This is a genomic window from Pseudomonas sp. GW822-FHT04H02, assembly GCF_058800645.1.
On the sequence record NZ_JBXAMM010000005.1, the window covers coordinates 46,805 to 68,846 of the forward strand.

20 protein-coding genes are annotated in these 22,042 nt (G+C 64.2%); 8 read left to right on the forward strand and 12 right to left on the reverse strand.

Translation table 11 applies throughout. The features are described from left to right. Positions 1-55 precede the first annotated feature (55 nt). Together phoR and phoB are read right to left on the reverse strand one after the other, a co-directional pair. Positions 56-1,348: a phosphate regulon sensor histidine kinase PhoR gene (gene phoR / locus AC1RMG_RS22120; protein WP_186355251.1), complete on the reverse strand. Its 1,293-nt coding sequence runs from the start codon at positions 1,346-1,348 to the stop codon at positions 56-58. A gap of 128 nt (positions 1,349-1,476) precedes the next feature. Beyond that, positions 1,477-2,166 carry a phosphate regulon transcriptional regulator PhoB gene (gene phoB, locus AC1RMG_RS22125; protein ID WP_003177195.1) on the reverse strand — a complete coding sequence of 230 codons (690 nt, stop codon included), beginning with the start codon at positions 2,164-2,166 and terminating at the stop codon, positions 1,477-1,479. 151 nt (positions 2,167-2,317) lie between these two features. Between phoB and AC1RMG_RS22130 the strand changes: the two genes are divergently transcribed. Next, on the forward strand, positions 2,318-2,701 hold the full coding sequence (locus AC1RMG_RS22130) for a COG4315 family predicted lipoprotein (RefSeq protein WP_011064274.1): 384 nt from the start codon (positions 2,318-2,320) through the stop codon (positions 2,699-2,701). Between the two features lie 116 nt (positions 2,702-2,817). On the opposite strand, the gene ubiA is transcribed toward AC1RMG_RS22130, so the two are convergent. Beyond that, complete coding sequence (gene ubiA, locus AC1RMG_RS22135; RefSeq protein WP_011064273.1) at positions 2,818-3,708, reverse strand: 4-hydroxybenzoate octaprenyltransferase; 891 nt, start codon at positions 3,706-3,708, stop codon at positions 2,818-2,820. Then, on the reverse strand, positions 3,708-4,271 hold the full coding sequence (locus tag AC1RMG_RS22140; RefSeq protein WP_161466439.1) for a chorismate--pyruvate lyase family protein: 564 nt from the start codon (positions 4,269-4,271) through the stop codon (positions 3,708-3,710). The genes ubiA and AC1RMG_RS22140 overlap by 1 nt, the downstream gene beginning before the upstream one ends. A gap of 215 nt (positions 4,272-4,486) precedes the next feature. On the opposite strand from AC1RMG_RS22140, the gene AC1RMG_RS22145 reads away from it, so the two are divergent. The 7 genes from AC1RMG_RS22145 (at position 4,487) to AC1RMG_RS22175 (ending at position 8,222) form a co-directional block, all read left to right on the forward strand. Beyond that, positions 4,487-4,654: a rubredoxin gene (locus AC1RMG_RS22145; protein ID WP_011064271.1), complete on the forward strand. Its 168-nt coding sequence runs from the start codon at positions 4,487-4,489 to the stop codon at positions 4,652-4,654. Between the two features lie 42 nt (positions 4,655-4,696). Then, positions 4,697-5,845, forward strand: a complete 1,149-nt coding sequence (locus tag AC1RMG_RS22150) for an NAD(P)/FAD-dependent oxidoreductase (RefSeq protein WP_015637492.1) — start codon at positions 4,697-4,699, stop codon at positions 5,843-5,845. 189 nt (positions 5,846-6,034) lie between these two features. Further along, positions 6,035-6,310 (forward strand): HU family DNA-binding protein, encoded by a 276-nt coding sequence (locus AC1RMG_RS22155; RefSeq protein ID WP_011064269.1) that lies wholly within the window; start codon positions 6,035-6,037, stop codon positions 6,308-6,310. A 164-nt stretch (positions 6,311-6,474) separates the two neighbouring features. Beyond that, positions 6,475-6,999: a hypothetical protein gene (locus tag AC1RMG_RS22160; protein WP_053154599.1), complete on the forward strand. Its 525-nt coding sequence runs from the start codon at positions 6,475-6,477 to the stop codon at positions 6,997-6,999. After that, a complete protein-coding gene (locus AC1RMG_RS22165) occupies positions 6,987-7,358 on the forward strand; it encodes a hypothetical protein (protein WP_041120416.1) in 372 nt (123 codons plus the stop codon). Before AC1RMG_RS22160 ends, AC1RMG_RS22165 begins: the two co-directional genes overlap by 13 nt. 111 nt (positions 7,359-7,469) lie before the next feature. Next, a complete protein-coding gene (locus AC1RMG_RS22170) occupies positions 7,470-7,904 on the forward strand; it encodes a DcrB-related protein (protein ID WP_011064267.1) in 435 nt (144 codons plus the stop codon). 54 nt (positions 7,905-7,958) lie between these two features. Next, positions 7,959-8,222, forward strand: coding sequence for a hypothetical protein (locus tag AC1RMG_RS22175; RefSeq protein ID WP_210672387.1), 264 nt, complete (start codon positions 7,959-7,961; stop codon positions 8,220-8,222). Positions 8,223-8,241: 19 nt separating this feature from the next. Here AC1RMG_RS22175 and AC1RMG_RS22180 read toward each other — a convergent pair whose 3' ends face one another. The 8 genes from AC1RMG_RS22180 to tssE form a co-directional block, all read right to left on the reverse strand. Then, positions 8,242-8,868, reverse strand: coding sequence for a hypothetical protein (locus tag AC1RMG_RS22180; RefSeq protein WP_183001244.1), 627 nt, complete (start codon positions 8,866-8,868; stop codon positions 8,242-8,244). 15 nt (positions 8,869-8,883) lie between these two features. Next, entirely contained in the window at positions 8,884-13,344 is a 4,461-nt protein-coding gene (locus tag AC1RMG_RS22185; RefSeq protein ID WP_194237627.1) for an RHS repeat-associated core domain-containing protein, read from the reverse strand. A gap of 9 nt (positions 13,345-13,353) precedes the next feature. After that, complete coding sequence (locus AC1RMG_RS22190) at positions 13,354-13,779, reverse strand: DcrB-related protein (RefSeq protein ID WP_011064263.1); 426 nt, start codon at positions 13,777-13,779, stop codon at positions 13,354-13,356. Positions 13,780-13,797: 18 nt separating this feature from the next. Then, positions 13,798-15,735: a type VI secretion system Vgr family protein gene (locus AC1RMG_RS22195; RefSeq protein WP_011064262.1), complete on the reverse strand. Its 1,938-nt coding sequence runs from the start codon at positions 15,733-15,735 to the stop codon at positions 13,798-13,800. 130 nt (positions 15,736-15,865) lie between these two features. Further along, a complete protein-coding gene (gene tssH, locus AC1RMG_RS22200; RefSeq protein ID WP_011064261.1) occupies positions 15,866-18,541 on the reverse strand; it encodes a type VI secretion system ATPase TssH in 2,676 nt (891 codons plus the stop codon). After that, positions 18,534-19,586 carry a type VI secretion system baseplate subunit TssG gene (gene tssG / locus AC1RMG_RS22205; protein ID WP_011064260.1) on the reverse strand — a complete coding sequence of 351 codons (1,053 nt, stop codon included), beginning with the start codon at positions 19,584-19,586 and terminating at the stop codon, positions 18,534-18,536. The genes tssH and tssG overlap by 8 nt, the downstream gene beginning before the upstream one ends. Beyond that, positions 19,550-21,409 (reverse strand): type VI secretion system baseplate subunit TssF, encoded by a 1,860-nt coding sequence (tssF, locus tag AC1RMG_RS22210; RefSeq protein WP_011064259.1) that lies wholly within the window; start codon positions 21,407-21,409, stop codon positions 19,550-19,552. The genes tssG and tssF overlap by 37 nt, the downstream gene beginning before the upstream one ends. After that, positions 21,406-21,921, reverse strand: a complete 516-nt coding sequence (tssE, locus tag AC1RMG_RS22215) for a type VI secretion system baseplate subunit TssE (RefSeq protein ID WP_011064258.1) — start codon at positions 21,919-21,921, stop codon at positions 21,406-21,408. Before tssE ends, tssF begins: the two co-directional genes overlap by 4 nt. Positions 21,922-22,042 lie beyond the last annotated feature (121 nt).

A 22,042-nucleotide genomic window follows, 5' to 3' on the forward strand; every position in this document is an offset into this window, starting at 1 on the left:
CACAAGTTACGCAATGTAGCGGCTGACAGGGCAATTGCCTAGGGGCGAGTGGCTGTCAGCGCTGGTCGGTCAGGCTCTGGGTGCGGTTTTTCTTCACTTGGGCCGGAACGAAATGGCAGGTGAAGGTGCTGCCGTGGCCCAGCACGCTGCTGATCTCCAGGCGCGCACGGTGGCGCAGCAGCACATGCTTGACGATGGCCAGGCCCAGGCCGGTGCCGCCGGTGTTGGAGTTGCGGCTCGAATCCACCCGGTAGAAGCGTTCGGTGAGGCGCGGCAGGTGCTTGTTGTCGATGCCGATCCCCGAGTCCTGCACGCTCAGGTGCGCGCCCTGTTCGTCGCCCCACCAGCGAATGCGAATATTGCCTTCGGCCGGGGTGTATTTCACCGCGTTGAACACCAGGTTGGAGAAGGCGCTGCGCAGCTCGGCTTCGCTGCCCTTGAGTTGCACCGACGCGTCGGCTTCCAGGGTGATGCGCTGGTTGCGCTCCCCGGACAGCGCCTGGGCGTCGCTCTTGATCGATTGCAGCAGCACGTCGATGGGCACCGGCTGGTTGTCCGACGGGTAGTCCGTGGCCTCCAGCTTGGCCAGCAACAGCAGGTCGTTGAGCAGGGTCTGCATGCGCCCGCCTTGCTGCTGCATCTGCTGCAGGGCGCGGCTCCAGCGCGGGTTCACTTCCTCGACGTTGTCCAGCAGGGTCTCCAGGTAGCCGCAGATCACCGTCAGCGGCGTGCGCAGCTCGTGGGAGACGTTGGCGATGAAGTCCTTGCGCATCTGTTCCAGCTGGTGGATGCGGGTCACGTCGCGCACCAGCATCAGGTGCTCGTTGTTGCCGTAGCGGGTGATATAGAGCTGGATGCGTACCCGGTCGTTGGCCGGGGAGGGGATTTCCAGCGGCTCGGCGTAGCTGTCCTGCTCGAAGTATTCCTTGAAGCGCGGATGGCGCACCAGGTTGGTCACCGGCTGGCCGCTGTCCTGGGGCGTCTTGAGCCCCAGCAGGGTCTCGGCGGCGCGGTTCCACCATTCCAGGTTGCCGTCGCTGTCGAGCATGATCACCGCGTCCTTAAGGGCCGCGGTGGACTCCTGGACCCGGTCGATCACCGCCTGCAGGCGCCCGCGTACCCGCTGATCGCGGCGTTGCAGGTGGTAGATGCTGTCGAACACCTCGCCCCACAGGCCATAGCCGTCGGGGGGCGCTTCGTCGGGTTGATGCAGGCGCAGCCATTCGTGCAGGCGCAGCAACTGCTTGAGGGTCCAGGCCAGGTAGATGCCCAGGCCAGCGGCCAGGCTCCAGCCGTAGTAGCCGCTGATCAGGCCCACCAGCAGGCAGCCGGTGATCAACAGCAACATGTGGCGAATCAGGGTGCCATGCCAGTTTTGATTCACTTGAAACACGTCCGTGGAGGGTGGCGCAGCTCCAAGCTGCAAGTGTTGAAGCGGTCACTCATCGGCGTGCCGCTTGTCGCTTGCCGCTGCCGTCAGGCCTTGGTGGAAAAACGATAGCCGGTGCCGCGCACGGTTTGTACCAGATTCTCGTAGGCATCGCCCAGGGCCTTGCGCAGCCGGCGGATATGCACGTCCACGGTGCGTTCCTCGACGTACACATTGCCACCCCAGACCTGGTCCAGCAGCTGGCCACGGGTGTAGGCACGCTCCTGGTGGGTCATGAAGAACTGCAGCAGGCGGTATTCGGTAGGGCCCATTTCCGCGGGCTTGCCGTCGATGGTCACCCGGTGGCTGATGGGGTCCAGCAGCAGGCCGCCGACTTCGATTGGTGCTTCGCCATCGGTAGGGCCGGCACGGCGCAGCACGGCCTTGAGGCGGGCCACCAGTTCGCGGGGGGAGAACGGCTTGGTGATGTAGTCGTCGGCGCCGACTTCCAGGCCCTGGATCTTGTTGTCCTCTTCACCCTTGGCGGTGAGCATGATGATCGGGATGTCCCCGGTCAGCTCGTCGCGCTTGAGGCGCCGCGCCAGCTCGATGCCGGAAGTGCCGGGCAGCATCCAGTCCAGCAGGATCAGGTCCGGCTTGCGGTCGACGATGATGGCATGGGCCTGCTGAGAGTTCTCTGCCTCCATGCAGTCATAGCCGGCCATTTCCAACGCAACGGCGATCATTTCGCGAATAGGCGCTTCGTCGTCAACGATCAGAATGCTTCTGCCAACCATGCTTGAACCTCTTGTCATTTAACTGTCTTGCGCCGCATTAGATAACGGAATTATTGCAGTCGTGTGACAGTATTTCAGGTCGCGGGGCGGGGTGCTGCTTCGTGGACTAAGCTTTGAGTCCGATTCCTGACAACCACAAAAGAAGGTTTCCATGACTCTGTTCAAGCAATCGTTGAAAGTCCTGCTGGTAGGCGCTGTCCTGGCCCTGCCGACATTCGCCATGGCCGCCGACCCGGCAATGAGCAAGGACGGCGTGCTGGTGGACCACAAGGGCATGACCCTCTACACCTTTGCCAAGGATGCCGACGGCAAGTCCATGTGCAATGACAAATGCGCTGCCAACTGGCCGCCGCTGATGGCCGAGGGCAGTGACAAGGCCATGGGCAAGTGGACGGTGATCAAGCGTGACGACGGCAAGATGCAGTGGGCCTACGACGGCAAGCCGCTGTACGGCTTCGTGATGGACAAGAAGGCCGGTGACATGACCGGCGAAGGCAAGATGGACGGCGCCTGGAAGGTCGCGAAATCCGACTGACCTCCCGCCGCCCTCCGGGCCATTGGCAGCTTGCGGCAGCGGCTACACCGATCTCTGTAGCCGCTGCCGAGCCATCGTGAAGCTGCGAAAAGGCCCATAGGGCCTTGCTTGACGGTCTAGCGCAACGCGTAGTCCAGCACCACCCCGACAAAGATCGCCAGGCCCGCCCAGTGGTTATGCAGGAAGGCCTTGAAGCACTTCATCCGGTCGCGATCGCGGGTGTACCAGAACTCCCAGGCGAAACACGCCGCCGCCACCGCCAGCCCCAGGTGGAACCAGCCCCCCAGATTGAACCGTGCCCCGGCCAGCAGCAGGCAGCCCAGGGACAAGCCCTGCAGGGTGAGAATGATCACCCGGTCGGCATCGCCGAACAGGATCGCCGTGGACTTGACCCCGATTTTCAGGTCATCGTCACGGTCGGTCATGGCGTAGTAAGTGTCGTAGCCTACGGTCCACAGCAGGTTGGCGATGTACAGCAGCCACGCGGTGGCCGGCAGTTCGCCGTTCTGCGCGGTGAAGGTCATCAGGATGCCCCAGGAATACGCCGCCCCCAGCACCACCTGCGGGTAATAGGTGTAGCGCTTCATGAAGGGGTAGCAGGCGGCCAGGGCCAGGGCGCCGAACGACAGCCAGACCGTGGTGGCGTTGGTGCACAGCACCAGCAGGAAGGCGGCGCCCATCAGCACCGCGAACAGTATCAGGGCCTCCTTGGCGCTGACTTTGCCGGTGGCCAGGGGCCGCTGGTCGGTGCGCTTGACCTGGCCGTCCACCTTGCGGTCGGCGAAGTCGTTGATGGCGCAGCCGCCGGCGCGGGTCAGCACCACCCCGAAGGTGAAGATCAGCACATGGCTCAGGGACGGCTGACCCTCGGCGGCGATCCACAGCGCCACCAGGGTTGGCCATAGCAGCAGATAGATGCCGATGGGCTTGTCCATGCGCGCCAGTTGCAGGAAGTCCCAGGCCCGCGGGTGCAGGCGATTGAGGGATTTGAGCAGGCTCAGGTACATCAGCAGGCCTCCGGTCGGGCGTCTATGGCGGTCCACAGGCTGGGCAGGAAGATTTCCGCCACCAGCAGGCTCAGGGGGCCGCGGTCAAAGCGTGAGCGACGGCCCCACAGGCCGTTGTCGGCAACGGCAGCGGGCAGCCAGTGCCGGGGGTAGCGGCAGACTTCGATGGGCTGGCGGGTAAAGGCCTGGTCGCAGAACAGCAACTCGCCCAGGGAGCGGCTGCCCAGTTCGTCGATATTCAGGCCGCCTTCGAGCAGGGCGCTGCGGGCGGCGACGCTACGGGCGAACACCCAGGCCTGGCCGTGCCCGCGCAAGTACACCTCGCGCACCCAGCCTTCGCTCTGTTCGGGCAGGCCCAGGGCGGCGCATTCGTCGCTGCGCAGGGTTTGCCACTCTTGCACCAGCGGGGTGACGCTGAAGGCGTTGTGGGACAGCCGGGTCAGGCGCCGGGTCAGCGACCCTTCATCGAACAGCCAGTTGGCAACGGCTGCGCCGGGGAAGGGGGACAAACGGCTTTGCACCAGCCAGGTGGGGGCCGGGGCGGGGGGCATTGAGTGCGGCACAGTGGGTCAGTATTGGCAGCAAATGAGGCGGCGAGCTTAGCATGGCGATCGCCGGTTTTGATTGATCCAGGACGCCCGGCGGCACGAACGTGCTTGCATCTGCCGGTAGTGATCAGTAAAAAACCCCAGTGCCGGACGCTGATCAGCGTGGCCTTCTAGAGTCGATCCATCGACCGACCCACCGGCGAAGCCTGAACCCTTGAGGAAATGCATCAATGAAAAAGTGGCAATGTGTGGTCTGCGGCCTGATTTACAACGAAGCGGAAGGCTGGCCGGACGACGGTATTTTGCCGGGTACCCGTTGGGAAGATGTGCCCGCGGACTGGCTCTGCCCGGACTGCGGTGTGGGCAAGATGGATTTCGAAATGATCGAGATCGCTTGATCGACTTTTGTGGCTTGAACAACCAATAACAAGGAGCAGGGAATGAGCGCACCGGTAGTGATCGTGGGGACGGGCCTGGCGGGTTACAACCTGGCCCGGGAGTTTCGCAAGCTCGACAGCGAGACGCCGCTGCTGTTGATCACTGCCGACGATGGGCGTTCCTACTCCAAGCCGATGCTGTCCACCGGCTTCGGCAAGAACAAGGACGCCGACGGCCTGAGCATGGCCGAGCCCGGCGCCATGGCCGAGCAGCTCAGGGCCGAGGTCCGCACCCACACCCGTATCAGCGGCATCGACCCGGGCCACAAGCGCCTGTGGATCGGCGAGGAAGCGGTGGCCTATCGCGACCTGATCCTGGCCTGGGGCGCGGAAACCGTGCGGGTGCCGGTGCAGGGCGACGCATCCGAGCTGATTTTCCCCATCAATGACCTGGAAGACTACGCGCGCTTTCGCAGCGCCGCGGCCGGCAAGCGTCGGGTGCTGCTGCTGGGCGCCGGGCTGATCGGCTGCGAGTTTGCCAACGACCTGATCCTTGGCGGCTACAGCGTGGACCTGGTGGCCCCGTGCGAACAGGTGATGCCGACCCTGCTGCACCCGGCCGCAGCGGCGGCGGTCCAGGCCGGGCTGGAGAGCCTGGGCGCACGCTTCCACCTGGGCCCGGTGCTCAACCGCCTGCAGCGCAGCGCCGACGGTCTGGAAGCCCACCTGTCCGATGGCCAGGTGATCGCCTGCGACCTGGTGGTCTCGGCCATCGGCCTGCGCCCGCGCATCGACCTGGCGGCTGCCGCCGGGCTGGTGGTCAATCGCGGAGTGGTGGTGGACCGCGAGCTGAAAACCTCCCACGCCAATATCTATGCCCTGGGCGATTGCGCCGAGGTCGACGGTCTCAACCTGCTGTACGTGATGCCGCTGATGAGCTGCGCCCGGGCGTTGGCGCAGACCCTGGCGGGCAAGCCGACGGCGGTCAGCTACGGGCCGATGCCGATCACCGTCAAGACTCCGGTCTGCCCCCTGGTGGTGTCGCCGCCGCCCCGTGGCGCCGAAGGCGTATGGACCGCAGAAGGGCAGGGGGCCGACATCAAGGTCCTGTGCCGCAACGCCGAAGGCCAGTTGCTGGGCTACGCCCTGACCGGGGCCGCGGTGATGGAAAAACTGGCCCTGAACAAGGAACTTCCTGCGTTGCTGGCTTAAATACCGGTCGTTCTGTCGGAATAACCCGGTTCTTGCCCTCACAAAGGTCGCGGGGAGACTGGCGCCACTCTCAAGCGCGTGCCATCCTCACACCCGTCTGCCGCAGCGTAGAGCCTGCGGCGCCTTGGGCGCTGTTCCCGTGAACAGCACGGACATAACAACAAAAAACCGTCAAAGAGGCTTCACACTATGCGTAAACCAGAACTCGCCGCAGCCATTGCTGAAAAAGCGGACCTGACCAAAGAGCAGGCCAATCGCGTGCTCAACGCCATTCTTGAAGAGATCACCGGGGCTCTGCACCGCAAAGACAGCGTCACCCTGGTTGGTTTTGGCACCTTCCTGCAACGCCACCGTGGCGCCCGCACCGGCAAGAACCCGCAGACCGGCGAGCCGGTAAAGATCAAGGCCAGCAACACCGTGGCATTCAAACCGGGCAAGTCGCTGAAAGACAGCGTCAACCCATAAGCATTGAGCGGGCTCCCGGCAGCGGGAGCACGCAGGGGAAATAGGCACGCCGAGCGCATCGGGTGCCTATTTTTTTGCCTGCCGTTTGCCCGCAGATGTTCTTGCGAAGCCGCTTTGGCGTGGCTAGGATGCGCGATCGTTCGATTTTTGATCTAAGGCCAAGGATGACCCGCCCCACTGACAGCCCCCTTTCATGGGCCGCCCTGCTGCACGGCCTGGCAAGCCCCGGTTTAGTTGCCCTGGTCGTGGGCTGCCTGTTCAGCCTTGGCCTGTCATCGGCCGCTGCCGGCAACGACTCGCGACTGGAGCAGATCGGCTATCGCGAGGCCCTCAGCTGGTTCCACAGCCAGAAATACGACAGTTCCGGCGCCTGGCTCTGCGGCTATTCCCTGGCCCGCGAGGACTACAGCGTAGCGCCCAAGGCTCCGCGCCTGCTGGTGGAAGTGGACCAGCGCTTTCTTTACCTCAAGACCGCCGGCCAGCTGGTGGAGCTCACCGGCGCCGCCCAGGGCCTGGAACGCAGCGAGTACCAGAACACCGGCGCTCATATCCGGGTCACCCTGAACATCCTCAAGCGCAACAATTTCAGCGAGTACCAGGAGTCTCACGACCGCCAGGTGCTGGCGCGCATCGAGATGAACGACCAGGTCGAAACCCTCACCCTCAAGGGGCAATCATGCGGTACCTGAACCTGGCAGGCCTGGGCCTGCTGATCGCCTGCGCGGCCACGCCCGCCCTGGCGGATGAATCGAACCCGGGCAAGGGTTGCTACGGCTACCTCACCGAACTGGTGCGCAGCAGCGATTTTCCCTACCGCGACTTCACCACCCCGGAGCACCTCAAGCTGCTGATCGACCGCGACGATGGCGACCAGCTGAGCTTGCAGCTGTTCTACGAAACCTCCGGCAGCGGGATCATCGGCTGGGTCCGCTACGACGTGCCGCAGCAGGCCCTGTGGAACGTCAGCATCGACCCCGAAGAGCCCCAGGCCCTCAAGTTCGATCAAGGCTTCGCCCGTGCCTACGCGTCCTGCCTGGAAGCGCGTTGAGGGGCCACGGCCGCTGCGCAGAGTTGCCGAGTGGTTCCTTGATTGTTGCCGGCCGTTGCCTGAATATTTGCCACTCTCCGAATCACCCTTTCAGCATGGAACGCCAAACTCTTGTCCACCTACCGCATTCAAGAAGCCGATCTCGATATTCCTGACGCCTGGCAGGACCAGAGCATCAATATCTTCAAGCTGCCAGCCGTTGGCGGTGCCCAGGAAGCCAGCTTCGTCATCAGCCGCGACCCGAGCCAGGGCGACGCCGCCTTTGCCGATTATGTCGCCGCGCAGCTGAATGCTGCCGAGCAGCAACTGCCAGGTTTCAACCTGATCAAGCGCTGGGACTTCGACATGCAAGGCCATGCCGCCGTGCTGCTGGACTACAGCTGGAAACGCGAAGGGCGCGAGCTGATGCTGCGCCAGGTCTTCATCGAGCGTAAGCCGGCCGTGCTGATCACCACCCTGACCACCACGGTCAACGACCTGGTGCATCATGAGCCAGCCTGGAAACAGGCCATGCAGAGCCTCAAGCCGCAGCCTTCGAAAGCCTGATCGGTCAACCCGCCCTGAGACGCATTGCCCGGTAGCCGAACTCTAGGAACCGACATGAAGTTCAACGATCTGTTCGTCAGTCGCGAGGAGATGTTCTCGATGGGCATCGAGGAATCCACCGGCCAGTACTACCTGACCTTTCCGGTGAGCCTTGGGGTGGTCGACTACGAGGAGTACTACGCCATCGAGCGCGCGACCTTCGAACTGTTCGAACAGGATCTGCAGGCCGCGCTGGCGTTCATCAGCCGCGCCAGAAAGCGCGAGCTGGACGCGTTGCTGATCATCAAGCCGGGCAAGAATCGCGGCTCGGCGATTTGACCCGGCCTCCAACAGGCGCTCAGTTCAGTGCTGCCAGTAGTTGCTTGTTGAACGACTCTTTCAGGTCCTGATGACCGGTGTAGCCCAGGGTCTGCTCGCTCATGATCTTCGCTAGCGTTTCGTCGTCCGGTTTGATTTTGTTGGTTTTCAAGGCGATAAAAATCAGTGGGACCGGATAGGAGTAATACTTTGGCCTGTCTATGACATCGCTCACCAGCGCGGGGCTGACGCTGAAGAGGTTGAACAGAATAGGCAGGTGAACATCCTGGAGCTGGCGCAGAATCACCTGGCAGGTATTTTCAATACCTTGCTCTGTCACGGGCAGTAGCGGGCAGGCAGCTTTTTCACTGACCGTCGACAAGCTGTAGATAAATTTCGGATTGGCCAGGTTGGACGGGTAGGGCGGGTTTATCTGGTCGATCTCGGCCTGCAGGGCCGGGTGTTCGACGAAGATGATGATTTCGTAGGCGCGGGTGTTGGCCAGGTATTCGAAATGCAGGGTCGCCACGGCGCCCGATTCTTTCTGTGCAACCACCACTTTGTTCTTGGTGACTTTTACTCCGGGGTAACCCGAGAGCTCGCTCTTCAAAAAAAGCTGGAGCGCCTTTTCAAAGTTGCTGCGCAATTCCTTGGTGTCTGCTTTCATTTCTCGATTACTCGTTCAATAGCGAAGAAGCCAGAAGGTGGCCGAATGCTGTGCGCCATTGCCACCGAACTGGGTACCTCTGGCGGTTTTGGTCGCAACTTCGAACTGGCCCTGGGTAGCGCCCGACGGTTTGATCAGGCCACCGCCCAGGCCACCGTTCGTATTGGCCGGATTGCTCATGTCGAACATTCCCGATCCCTGTTGGTTCTTGGTCAGTTTGCCGCTGCCATTTTTGACTTCGAACACGTGATAGTTGCCGGCTTTGTCCTTGGCAATGATATCTGCCCTGATGCGATAGGACTTCTGGGTGACAGGGTGTTTGACCTTCATGGTCAATTCTTCACCTACCACAGTGAAACCGTTCCTCTCGAGGTCAGCTTTGGCTTTTGTAGTGCCCCTTCTGCCGCTGTAGGCCGATTTGCAGATCCAGCCCAGCGGATCGATCCAACCGATTGGGTTGGGAGCGTACTGATAAAGGTTCAAGCCTCCGGCCAGGCCGATGGGGTCCGGCGTGGTGAAGCGCCCGATATCCGGGTCGTAGAAACGGAACGTGTTGAAGTGCAATCCAGTCTCGCGGTCCAGGTACTGGCCCTGGAACCTGAGATTCTGTTCCTCGATGTAGTAGGGCTCGCGTATTTCTTCGACAGTGTTGCCCCAGACCTGATAGCGGGCCTGCCAGACGCTATGGCCGTCAGGCTCGCAAAGCTGTTGAGGCAGGCCATTCAGGTCGTTGTGGTAGTAGCGGATCTTCTGCTGCGCGCCGAGGCCGTCGACCCGCGCCAGGGGCGCATGTCCCAGGTCTTCATAGACATAGAGGCTGGTCTGTTGATTACGCTGTTCCTGCAGCAGCCGCAGGCCATCCCAGACGAATCGCGTTTCACCCAGAAGGTTGCCCTGGCTGTCGTACTCGCTCTTGCTGATGCGGCGACCCAAGACGTCGTAGCGCATCCTGACCAGGGTTTCGCCGCTGGAGGTCTGATTGCGCACTTCGATCAACCGGTGTTCGGCGTCGTAGGCAAAACGTTGCACGCCTCGCCGACCACTGCGTTTTTCAATCATTCGCCCGAAGGCATCGTAGCGGTAGCGCTTGTCCTGGTAGGTCAGCAATTTGTTGTGCACCACCAGCCCGGCGCCCGCCTTCGGGCCATCAAGCAAATTGGCGGCGGCGTCATAGGCGAAGGTTTCTTTCTGGCCCTGCAGGCCGTCCTGGCTGGCAATGATTCGCCCGGTCGCGTCGTAATGGAACAGTTGCCGATGTTGCCCGGTGGCATGTCGCTCGGCCAGGCCCACCAGATTATCGCTATCGTCGTACTCCAGATGTCGCTCCGGGGCTGTTGGCAAGGTGTTTGCCAGCAGGCTGGAATGCTGCAGGCGTGCGCGCAGGCGGCCACAACGGTCGTATTCGCTGCGAGTGCTGATCTGACCCTGGGTGCGCAGCACCTCACGGTGCAGGCGGTCACGTTGAAAGTCGCTGACTACCTGGCCATCGAGATTGATCTGGTGCAGATGGCCGCTGCCGTAATAGAGCCGGTTGAGCCAACGCTTGTCCGGTAGCTGGGTCTGAGTCAAATTGCCCAGTTCGTCGTATCGATGGATCAGGCTGCCGGCCACGGTGTGTTCTTCGAGTAATTGGCCCAGGGCGTCGTAGCTGAAACTCAGTGCCTGCTGGTTGCCGAGGTTGTCGGTAAAGCTGGCGGCGGTCAGTTGGTTCAAGGGGTCGTAGGTGTATTGGCTGCGGCCATCGTCTGTGATTTTGGCCAGCAGCCGCCCCACGGCATCGCGCTCGAACCGGTGGATGATCGGCGCGATAGGTTGCACGGGCACGGCGCTCAGCCCGGTGCCATAAGGGGCGGGGTGGGACTGGAGTTCGACGACGTTGTTCAGCAGGTCATAGCCATAGCGTTTGGCACTGCCGTCGAGGTCCTGCTGTTCGCTCAAGCGGTTGCCGGCGTCCCACGCAAAGCGATAGCTTTCGCCGTTCTCGTTGGTGAGCGCCAGCAGCCGTCCGTACGCGTCATAGTCGAACCGGACCTGTCGGCCGTGAGCGTCGATGCGCTGGCGTATCTGCCCGCGCCGGTTGTACTGGTAGAGCGTGGTGTAGCCGGAAGGGTCGGTGTAGCCCTGTAGCTGGCCGTTGCTGCTGCGTTGAAAATGCTCGGCGCGCCCATCGGCCAGTTGGCTGCTCAGCAACCGTCCCTGGCAGTCGTAATGGAACCGGGTGTGCTCGCCAAGGGCATCGATGATGGCTTTCACGTTGCCGCGTCGATCGTATTCGAAGCGGGTTGGATAGCCCGAGCAGTCCAGGTGTTCAAGCAATTGCCCGGACGAGTTCCAGCGCATCTTCCGGCTTCTTCCCGCGGCATCGATGATCTCCACCACCTGGCCGTGCGCGTCATGGCGGTACTGGGTCACCTGGCCCAGCGGGTCTACTTCGGCGATACAGTTGCCCCTGGGATCGTAGCGCAGGTGCCAGCTTTCTCCGGCGGGATCGGTCAGGGTCTGTGGCAGCGACCAGTGCTCCAGCCACAAGGTCGAATGGCTGTGCCCCAGAGGATCGGTCTCGGCTATCAGGTTGCCGGTTTCGTCGTAGCTATAGGCATAGCGCCCTCCCAAGGGGTCGGTGGCGCTGAGCAGTTGGCGCTCATCGTTCCACTCGAAGGCCCATGTCTGGTTGAGGTTGTCGGTGTACTCGACGATCTGTAACTGGCTGTTCCAGCGGCGGCGGCTGAGGCGTTGCAGGCTGTCGGTGACCTGGGTGATTCCCGCCTCCAGATCATAGTCGTACTGATAGCTATCGCCTTCGTCGGTCCAGTGACGGGTCACTCGCCACTGCTGGTCGGCAAATTGTGTCCATTGATAGAAGCAGTGCAGCCCGGTGGCCAATTGATGTTCAATCATCCGGTGGCCGGCGTCATAAGCGAAGCGACGCTGTACCTGGCCTTCGCTATCGCGCACCTGTGCCAGGTCTCCTGCCGCATCGTAGTCGTAGCTGACCAGCACTTCCCGTTGCTGGTCGGGGTACAGCCGTTCGACCTGGGCAATCCGACCGGGCCAGAGCGTGCTGTAGCTCAGTTCGAGCTGCGCCTGTTCAAAGGTGTCACGCAGCAGCCAGAGGCGTCCGGACGAGTCGTACTCCAGGTGCAGACGGTTGTCGTTGCGGTCCCCCAGCTGGCTCAGGCGCAGCCGCGAGGAGTCGCCCGGCAGCGGCTCGAACAGACGGTAGATACCGTCGCTGCTTTCGATCAGCAACTGTCCGTTCTCGTTGCGTCGCACGCTCAAGCCTTCACCGGGGCTGAAGGCTCCTGCACCCAGGGCAATGGAGCCCATGTCGATGCGGCGTCCTTGCTCATCAATGTAGAGCAGGCGCTCGCCCCCTTCGGGGTGGGGCTCGATCTGGACGCTGATCTCGTAAGGCAAGCTCCAGCCGGCCCCGAGCAGGCCGTCACGACGTTCGTCGCGGCTGTTGTAGAAGCGTTGCCATTCGATGGGCATCAGCCCGGGCAGGGTGAAATCCAGATCGTCGTCGGCTCCGAGCACCTTGGCCCCGGTGGCTGCATGCACCGGGTGGGTCGAGGCGACGACGGCCTGGGTCAAAGCATTGGTGGCCTGGCTGACGACAAACGAATTGACCCCGGCCATCAGCATGCACGGCAGGTTGCTGAGGAACTTGCCCTTGCCGCCCTTGAGCATCATCAGCACGGTCACCGCCAGGCCCACCCCCGGGGTCTTGCCGCTACGGATCTCGCGCACCACCACCGAGCCACCGCCGATGGTCACGTTCGGGGAGATAGGCCCGGCCGACACTACCTTGGCATCGCAGGTGCTGCGGTCGCCGCTGCGTACTGCCGGCTGGCCGTCGATGCTGACCTTTTCCGAGCCTTCAGCCAGATACTGCACCGGCATCGGCGGGTGCTTGGTGCAGGTCACCAGGTCCAGTTCCTTGGTCTGGGAGCCTGGCGCCGGGGAGGCCACGGTGGGCCGCCACATCTGTGAGAAAAACTCCTTGGCCATGTCGAGGAAACCGGGCCCTTCCTCGGGCGTTGCCGACGGGGTGTCGGTGGCTTCGCCTTCTTCGGCGCCGTCGCCGCTGATCTGTGTCGGCGGTGCGATGCCGGCCGCGCGGGCCGCCGGCTTGTTGTTGGTCAGGACCTTTTTCGAGCCGCTGGCGATGGTGGCCTGGATCGAGGGCGGGAACAGGGCGTTGGCGATGCCCTCGCATAAATTGCTCAGGCCCTTGTCGGCTCCGGTCTTGCTCATGACCACGCCGACGACGACGCCCACCACCAGCCCCAGCACACAGGCGCCGAGGCCGCCGGTGGCCACGGTGATGCCTGCCGCCGCGGCTACTGCCATGGTCGCCAGGGCGCCGATGGCAACGTTGGCCGCCACCTCCAGCACACCGCCGAGAATGTCGGCCATCATCGAGGTGTGTTCCAGCCCGTCACCCAGGCGGGCGGCCCACAGTGCGTCAGACATGGCCCTGCCTCAGCCCAGCACCAGGGTGTTCTTGATCTGCGCCCAATGGGCGGCTTCCGCGTCGCCGAGCTTCTGTGCCTTGACGTAGCTCATGGCGAGCATCTGTCGGGTGCCGGGCAGCACCAGGGCCAGCTGGAACTGGAACACCTGTTCTTTGCCCTTGTTGAACTGGCTGCGCAGCTCCAGGCCCTGGATGTCCTGGGCCGGGCCCAGCTGCACCGGTTGCGGAGCCTGGCAGCGCAGGTCCTGGACTTGCTGCTCCAGCCGCTGCAGCTGGCTGGCCAGGTTGCTCTCCAGGGTTTCGCCGTCCCCCAGCAGGCTGCGGCTGACGATCAGCGAAGTGCCCAGGGCCGGGAACTTGAGGATGTTGATCGAGGCGTCCTGCAGTTCGCCGGCAGGCAGCTGGAACTGCAATTCATTGAGGCGATAGGTCATGGCATAGGCATCCGTTCATTAGCCTTTGGGGGCGGAAAAGGGGGCTTTGGCCTTGGCGCTGATGGCGCCCTGCACACCCTGGCCCTCGGTGGTGGTGCCCGGGCCGCCGCCGTTGTTCAGGTGCAGCACGCCACCGGTATTGATCTGGGCATCGGCCGAGGCATGCACGCTGATGTTGACCCCGCACAGGTTGATCTGGCCGCTGGCGTTGAGCTCCAGGATGCTGGCCCCGCATACCAGGCGCAGGCGCTCGCCGACCTCGATCACATAGCTCTGGCCGACGCTGTCGAGCTTCTTCTCGCCCACCCGCAGCTCATCCACGTGCTGAACGATGCGCGTGCGCTTGTTGCCGATGGTCACGTACTCGTCGTGGCCGATGCTCTTGTTGCGGTTGTTGCCCACCGAATGGCTTTCGTTGACCTCGACCACGATGTCCTGGTTGCGCTCGGCGTGGATGTACAGCTGCTCCGCGCCCTTTTTGTCTTCCATGCGGATTTCATTGAAGTTGGCCGGGCTGCCGCCCTTGCTCGAACGGCTCTTCATGCCGCTCTGGGTGGCGTTGGCGGGCAGGTCGTAGGGCACGGTCTGTTCGGCGTTGTAGACCCGGCCGGTGATGATCGGGCGGTCGGGATCGCCTTCCAGGAAGCTGACGATGACTTCCTGGCCGATGCGCGGGATCTGCATCGAGCCCCAGTTCTTCCCGGCCCAGGCCTGGGACACGCGAATCCAGCACGAGCTGTTTTCGTTGGACTGGTCGTGGCGGTCCCAGTGGAAGTGCACCTTGACCCGGCCGTACTGGTCGGTCCAGATCTCTTCCCCGGCCGGGCCCACCACTCGCGCGGTCTGCGGGCCCTGGACCATGGGCTTGTGGGTGGTGGCCAGGGGGCGGAAGCTCTGCTGGGCGTCGATGCAGGTCAGGTGGCTCTCGAACTGCGCCGAGCCGCCGCCAGCGCCGCTCTCCAGGCTTTCCTGGACCAGGTAGTAGCGGATGCTGACGATCAGGTATTCGCGGTTCTGGTCCTGGCGGCTGAAGCCGGTGAGGCTGAACAGGTTGCCCACCCCCAACCCCCGGGCGTTGCCGCTGAGCTCGATGCGCTCATGCAGGCTTTGCAGGGCCTCGATACGGGTCTGGGCATAGTGCTCGCCGTCGCTGCTCTGCACGTAGGTGCCGGGGTAGTCGTAGAGCGGGTAGTCGCCGGCGCTGTGGGGCCGCGGCATGGCCGAGCGCACGTCGATCCGGGCGCTGGGGCGCTGGAAATCATAGTCGTTGAGCTCCAGCGAGCCGGGCTGCACCTCCTGGGCCAGGTGCCAGTCGAACATGTGGTCGCGCTCGCGCTGCTGCTCGTCTCGCGGGTAGTAGGGCACCGAGGCGTAGCCGGGCACGCTGCTGTGAGCGCCATAGGCGTCGGCCAGCACCACCACGTGGCGGTCCTTCTCGTGGCGGAAGAAGTAGTAGATACCTTCCTGTTCCATCAGCCGGCTGACGAAATCGAAGCTGGTCTCGCGGTACTGCACGCAGTACTCCCACTCCCGGTAGGGGCGGCTCAGGGCGTCTTCGAAATCGGAAAAGCCCAGGTCGCGGAACACCTGCTTGATGATCTGCGGGATGCTCAGGTTCTGGAAAATCCGGCAGTCGGAGGTGCGGCTCAGCAGCCACAGCCAGGGGCGCAGCGTCACCTCGTAGCTGGCGAACTGGCCGGTGTCGATGTTCTGGCTGCAGCGCGCGACGATGCCGTGGAAGTACCGCTGGCCGCCGCCGTCCAGCTGTACGCTGAGGCCCATGGGCTTGCCCAGCAACTGGTTGAGGTCGATGTTGGCGTCACTGGAGGCCAGTTGCAGCTGGTAGTCGAACAGCCGCCCCAGCTCCTCGCCGCCGCCCAGGCTCTTGAGCAGCAGGACGTCCGGGCCCAGGGGGCAGTTGACCTGTGCCAGTCGTGTGGATTGCTGAAATAACATCGTCAGTCTCGTTGAATGCGTGGTGTGCCAGGTCAGCCCCCTGCAGGAGCGAGCGTGCTCGCGAAGGCGCCAGGTCCATCACCGTGGCGGTCGCTTCGCTGGCAAGCCGGCTCCTGCGCAGGGCGTGGGGTCAGGCCGGCTCGCTGAAGTCGTAGTGCAGTTCGTTGTCGCGCTGGCTGATGCGCACCCCGGCCAGGGCGCGGCCTTCGAGCATGCGGTTGAGGAACTCGCGGCTCATGTCCGGCAGCAGGCTGTTGGTCAGGATGGCGTCGATCATCCGCCCGCCGCTTTCGGTCTCGGTGCAGCGCGAGACGATCAGGTCGATGACCTCGTCGTCGAAATCGAAATCCACCTTGTGGGTGCTTTCCACGCGCTTCTTGATCCGCCCCAGTTGCAGGCGGGTGATGGCCTTGAGCATCTCGTCGCTCAGCGGGTAGTAGGGAATGGTCACCAGGCGCCCCAGCAGTGCCGGCGGGAAGATCTCCAGCAGTGGCTGGCGCAGGGCCTTGGCGATTTCCTCCGGCTCGGGTACCGCCTGCGGGTTCTTGCAGACGTTGGCGATCAGCTCGGTGCCGGCGTTGGTGGTGAGCAGGATCAGGGTGTTCTTGAAGTCGATCATGCGGCCTTCGCCGTCTTCCATGACGCCCTTGTCGAATACCTGGAAGAAGATCTCGTGCACGTCCGGGTGGGCCTTTTCCACTTCGTCCAGCAGCACCACGCTGTAGGGCTTGCGCCGTACCGCTTCGGTGAGCACGCCACCTTCGCCGTAGCCGACATAGCCCGGCGGGGCGCCCTTGAGGGTGGACACGGTGTGGGCTTCCTGGAACTCGCTCATGTTGATGGTGATGACGTTCTGCTCACCGCCATACATGGCTTCGGCCAGGGCCAGGGCGGTTTCGGTCTTGCCCACCCCGGAAGTGCCGGCCAGCATGAACACGCCGATCGGCTTGTTCGGGTTGTCGAGGCCGGCGCGGGAGGTCTGGATGCGCTTGGCGATCATCTGCAGGGCGTGGTCCTGGCCGATGATGCGTTTCTTCAGGTGCTGGTCCAGGTTGAGCACGGTTTCCAGCTCGTTGCGGGCCATGCGCCCCACTGGAATGCCGGTCCAGTCGGCGACCACCGAGGCCACGGCCTGGTAGTCCACGGTCGGCAGGATCAGCGGGGTCTCGCCTTGCAGGGTGCTGAGGCGCTGTTGCAGGTCCACCAGTTTTTCCCGCAGGCCGTGGCTGTCGTCGCCGACGTCGCTGTCCACCAGGCCGACGTTTTCCCGCAATTGGGCGCGGGTTGCCAGCAGTTCGTCCACCAGGGTCTTCTCTTGTGCCCAGCGGCTTTCCAGCTCGGCCAGGCGCTCGCGCTCGGCAGTCAGGAGGTTCTCGCTGTTGACCTGGCGGTTGCCAATGGCAACGCCGATCGCCTGTTCCCGGGCGATGATCTGCAGCTCGGTTTCCAGGGCCTCGATGCGCCGGCGGCTATCGTCCACCTCGGCCGGCACGGCGTGCAGGCTGATGGCGACGCGGGCGCAAGCGGTATCCAGCAGGCTGACGGATTTGTCCGGCAACTGGCGCGCGGGAATGTAGCGATGGGACAGTTTGACCGAGGCCTCCAGGGCTTCGTCGAGGATCTGCACCTGATGGTGCTGTTCCATGGTCGAGGCCACGCCGCGCATCATCAGCAGCGCCTTGTCTTCCGAAGGTTCGGCTACTTGCACCACCTGGAAGCGCCGGGTCAGGGCCGGGTCTTTCTCGATGTGCTTCTTGTACTCGGCCCAGGTGGTGGCGGCCACGGTGCGCAGGGTGCCACGGGCCAGGGCCGGCTTGAGCAGGTTGGCCGCGTCGCCGGTGCCGGCGGCGCCACCGGCGCCCACCAGGGTGTGGGCTTCGTCGATGAACAGGATGATCGGCTTGGGCGAGGCCTGGACGTCCTCGATGACCTGGCGCAGGCGCTGTTCGAACTCGCCCTTCATGCTGGCGCCGGCCTGCAGCAGGCCGACGTCGAGGCTGCGCAGTTCAACGTCCTTGAGCGCCGGCGGCACGTCGCCGGCGACGATGCGCAGGGCGAAACCTTCCACCACCGCGGTCTTGCCCACCCCGGCTTCACCGGTGAGGATCGGGTTGTTCTGCCGGCGGCGCATGAGGATGTCCACCAGTTGGCGGATCTCTTCGTCGCGGCCGACGATGGGGTCGAGCTTGCCGCTGCGGGCCTGTTCGGTGAGGTCGACGGTGAAGCGCTTGAGGGCTTCCTGCTTGCCCAGGGCGCTGGGGGCCATGGCGCCGCTGGCTTCGCCGGGCACCGCACCGGCACTGAAGCCGTCGCTGGCGCTCAGGGCGTTTTCCGGCGAGTCGCCGATGTATTCGTCAAAGCGCTCGCACAGGGTCTCGACCTTGATCTTGTCGAACTCGCGGGACAGCCCCAGCAATGCATGGCGCAGGCTCGGGGTCTTGAGGATGCCGATCACCAGGTAGCCGGTGCGCACCTGGCTTTCGCCGAACATCAGGCTGCCGTAGACCCAACCGCGCTCCACCGCCTCCTCGACGTGGGACGACAGGTCGGTGATCGAGGTCGAGCCCCGGGGCAGGCGGTCCAGGGCCTCGGTCAGGTCCTTGGCCAGGCGCGCCGGCTCCAGGTTGAACTGGCGGATGATGCGGTGCAGGTCCGAGTCCGTAAGTTGCAGCAACTGGTGAAACCAGTGGGCCAGTTCCACATAGGGGTTGCCCCGCAATTTGCAGAAGACCGTGGCGGCTTCGATGGCTTTGTAGGCAACGCTGTTGAGTTTGCCGAACAGCGCCGCGCGACTGATTTCACCCATGCTCTGTGCTCCTTGGTGTACGTGAGGTAGTGGCCAGGTCGGCGTAGTGCCGGGCCAGTATTAGATCCTTGGCATCGCTGCCGGGTTGGCCGAGCCAGGTGTTGAAACCCAGGCGCTGGCGGCCGTTGAGTTGCAGCTTGGGCACTTCGTCCTTGAGCAGGACCAGGTTCAGGTCCCAGTCCAGCTCGAAGCCCAGGTATTCGGCGGCCCAGGCCACCAGTTCCTGGAATTGCTGGCCGTCGGGCAGCATCCCCAGGTAGTCGTCCAGTTTCATCGGGCCGAGGCGGATGCGGAACTTGTGCTGGCGGTCCCAGACGTGGCTGCCCAGGCAGAAATCCACCCCCAGCTGATGGGATTGCACCCCGACCCGGCTGCGTTCGGGCAACTCCAGCCACTGGCCGACATATTCCTCGATCTGCACCGGCAGGCCGAAATACTCGCTGATGATCGCCCGCAAGCCGTCCGGGTAGCGGGTCTGGGCCGCCAGGTGGCCGCTGTAGTGCAGCTTGGCGGTGTCGGCTATCAGACCCTGCTTGAGCAGGCTGGGCATGCCCCGGCCCGACAGCGCCGCCAGCCGCGCCGACCAGTAGTCGTCGTCCGGGCGATCGTGGCTCACCGTCGGCCGGGCTTCGGCCCAGGCCCGGTAGAACAGGCTCAGCAGGCGGTGGTGGAACACATCGAGAAAGCGCTTGCTGGTGCTGTCGGCGTTGTTGCGCTGGCGCTCGCGCACGTATTCGGTGATGTGCAGCGGCAGCGGCCCGTTGGGCCCGCCGAGGCCGAAGAAGAACTGCTCCAGGCGGGTCGCGGCGCCGTCGCTGCCGGGGGTGACCGAGGCCAGGGTGGCCGGGGCGAAGCTGCAGTCGGCCTGCTGTCCCAGGCGCAGCGGATCGTCCGCCAGGCGCACGGAGTGACCGAAGCGCGGCAGTTGCGGCGACAGGCATTCGATACGCCGCAGGGCCTGGAAGAAGTCGTACTCCCAGGGCTCGGCGTGCATCGCCGTCAGCGTATTCAAAGAGTCGGACGACGTCCGGGCTTGGCTTTCCATCGCATGATCTCGCCGCGTTCGGTGGTACGGATCACCGTCTCGGTAAAACTGTTGATCGACACATAACGTGCCAGGAAGCGCTCGAATACCGCGCCGAGCAGAAACACCCCGGTGCCGCGGAACGCGTTTTCATCGAACTCCAGGGTGATCTCCAGGCCCCGGCCGAAGACGATCGGCCCGGGCATCGGCAGGCGCCGGGTCACCGCCTTGCTGCTGACTTCCCGCAGGCCCTCGATCTGCAACTGCAGGGCCGCGTCGTTGCTGTCGCCGTACAGCCGCAGCAGTTCGCGCAGGGCCGCCGCGCCCTGGCCCTGTTCGCTCAGGGACAGGTAGTTCAGCGACAGCTGGCTGATCAGGCGCCAGGCCTTGCCGTCGTGGGCATGGCTGGGGCGCGGCCGGCTCGGGCCCGCCAGGCAGCGGATGGCCTGTACCGGGGCGCTGTCGGCCAGGGTGAAGTCGGTCTTGCCGTTGCCGGTGTTCATGAACAGTGGCAGGTCGCGGTTGGTGCACAGCGCGCTGACCCCGAGCTGGCGCAGGTCGTGGCGATAGGGCGCCTGCTGGCTGTCCACCAGGCTGACGAAGGATTCGCTGCCGATGTAGGTGGAGCGCGGGCCGTTGCGACGCTGGTCGCTGGACAGCACCCGCGGCTCGCGCCGGACGATGTAGTAGGACTGGTCGCGGCCGTAGCGGGATGGATCGCGCACGGCGTAGAACGGCAGGAACGGCTGTTCCGGGCCGGTGCCGTGGCCGCTGATGGCGGTCAGCGAGTGGACCTCGAAATCCATCGGTCGGGTGCGGTCGGCGATCACATGGTGCTCGTTGACCCGGTCGGACAGGTGGATACGGTCCAGGCGCTTGGGAAACAGGTTGATCGCCGGGGTGCAGAAGGGCACGAACTGCGCGGTGCCGACGCTGCCTTCCAGGCTCTGGTCGAAGCGCTCGAAGAGCACGATCAGCTCCAGCTCCTGGCCGGCGCAGCGCTGGACCGCGCGCCCCAGCTGGGCGAATTCGACGAACAGGAAGCGGTTGGGCAGGGCGAAGTATTCCTGCAGCAGGCGGTAGCCCTGGAAGGCCTGGGGCACCACCGGCAGCGCCGCGTCGCGGTCGTCGAAACCGCGCGAGCGCAGGGCGTCCGGGGGCAGGCGCTCGACCCAGTCTCCGCCCGGGGCCCGGGCGAACACCGCGCAGACGTTGCCCAGCAGTTGTTCGTAGAGGCGGAACGGCTGTTCGTCATTGCCGTTCAGGTACAGCGGCAACTCGTCCAGGGCCAGGCTGTTGAACGGCAGTTCGGCGCCGGTGCGCAGGGTCAGGCGCAGCCCGGCCTTGGCCCTGGGCTCGCTGGCGGCCAGGCGCCCGAGCACTGCCGACGGGTTGCCGAAGTATTCGGCCTGGGCCACTTGCAGTGGCCACAGGGTCACCGAGTGCGCGGTGCGGTATTCGCAGCAGGTCTGGGTATCGCGGCCCAGGGCGGCGCGCAGGCTGGTGTCGCGCTCCAGGGTGAAGCCGCTGCTCAGGGAACCTTCGTCGGGATCGGCCTGCAACTGCACCACGGTCATCGACGGGGTCGGTGCCAGGTAGTGCGGGTAGGCGATCTCCAGCAGGTTGTGGGTGAAGGTCGGGTACTCGGCGTCGAGCTTGAGCTGCACCCGGGCAGTCAGGTAGGCGAAGCCCTCCAGCAGGCGCTCGACATAGGGGTCGGCGCAGTCCATGCCCGACAGGGTCAGGCGGCTGGCGATCTTCGGGAATTCCTTGGCGAACTCCGCGGCGCTTTCGCGCACGTGGTGCAGTTCCTGGTTGTACAGCTCCAAGAGGCGCGGGTTCATGAGCGCCTCCGGGAGTCGGCGTGCACCACTCGTACGTGGCCCGATTCCAGGTCCATGTCGGTTTGCAGCAGCAGGCGCAGGGGCATCGGCTGGGCCCAGAGGTCGCCTTCGATCTCGAAGCTCAGGGCGTTGTGGTTCATTTCCCCGGGCGCGGTGCGTGCGCGTACCCGCAGGGTGCTGCGCAGGATGCGCGGCTCAAAGGTGGCGATGGCCTGGTGGATCAGCGCCTCCAGGGCCGGGATATCGATGCTCGAAGCGCTGTACCCGGCCAGGGCCGGCAGGCCGTAGTTGACCACCGAAGTACCGGCGGGGGTGTGCAGGGTGGCGTCGGCTTCCAGCAGGGAAGTGGTGTTGAGCAGCCAGGCCAGGTCGCGCAGTACCGAGGCCTTGAGCTGGCTCAGGGACAGCACGCGTTTGTCCGGGCTTTCTTTCAGGTTGCCGGGTTCATCGTCGGTCAGACGATCCAGCAGGGAGGGTTGCAAGCGATCGCGGGCGGCGATGTCGGTTACCAAGGGGTTCGCTCCAGGATCGGATTGCGCAGGCATGACGTCACGAAAAGGGGCATAACCAAAGACTCACGAGGACGCGGTCCTGGCCAACCGTCCTCGCGTTGTTCCCGGCGGCACGCGAGGG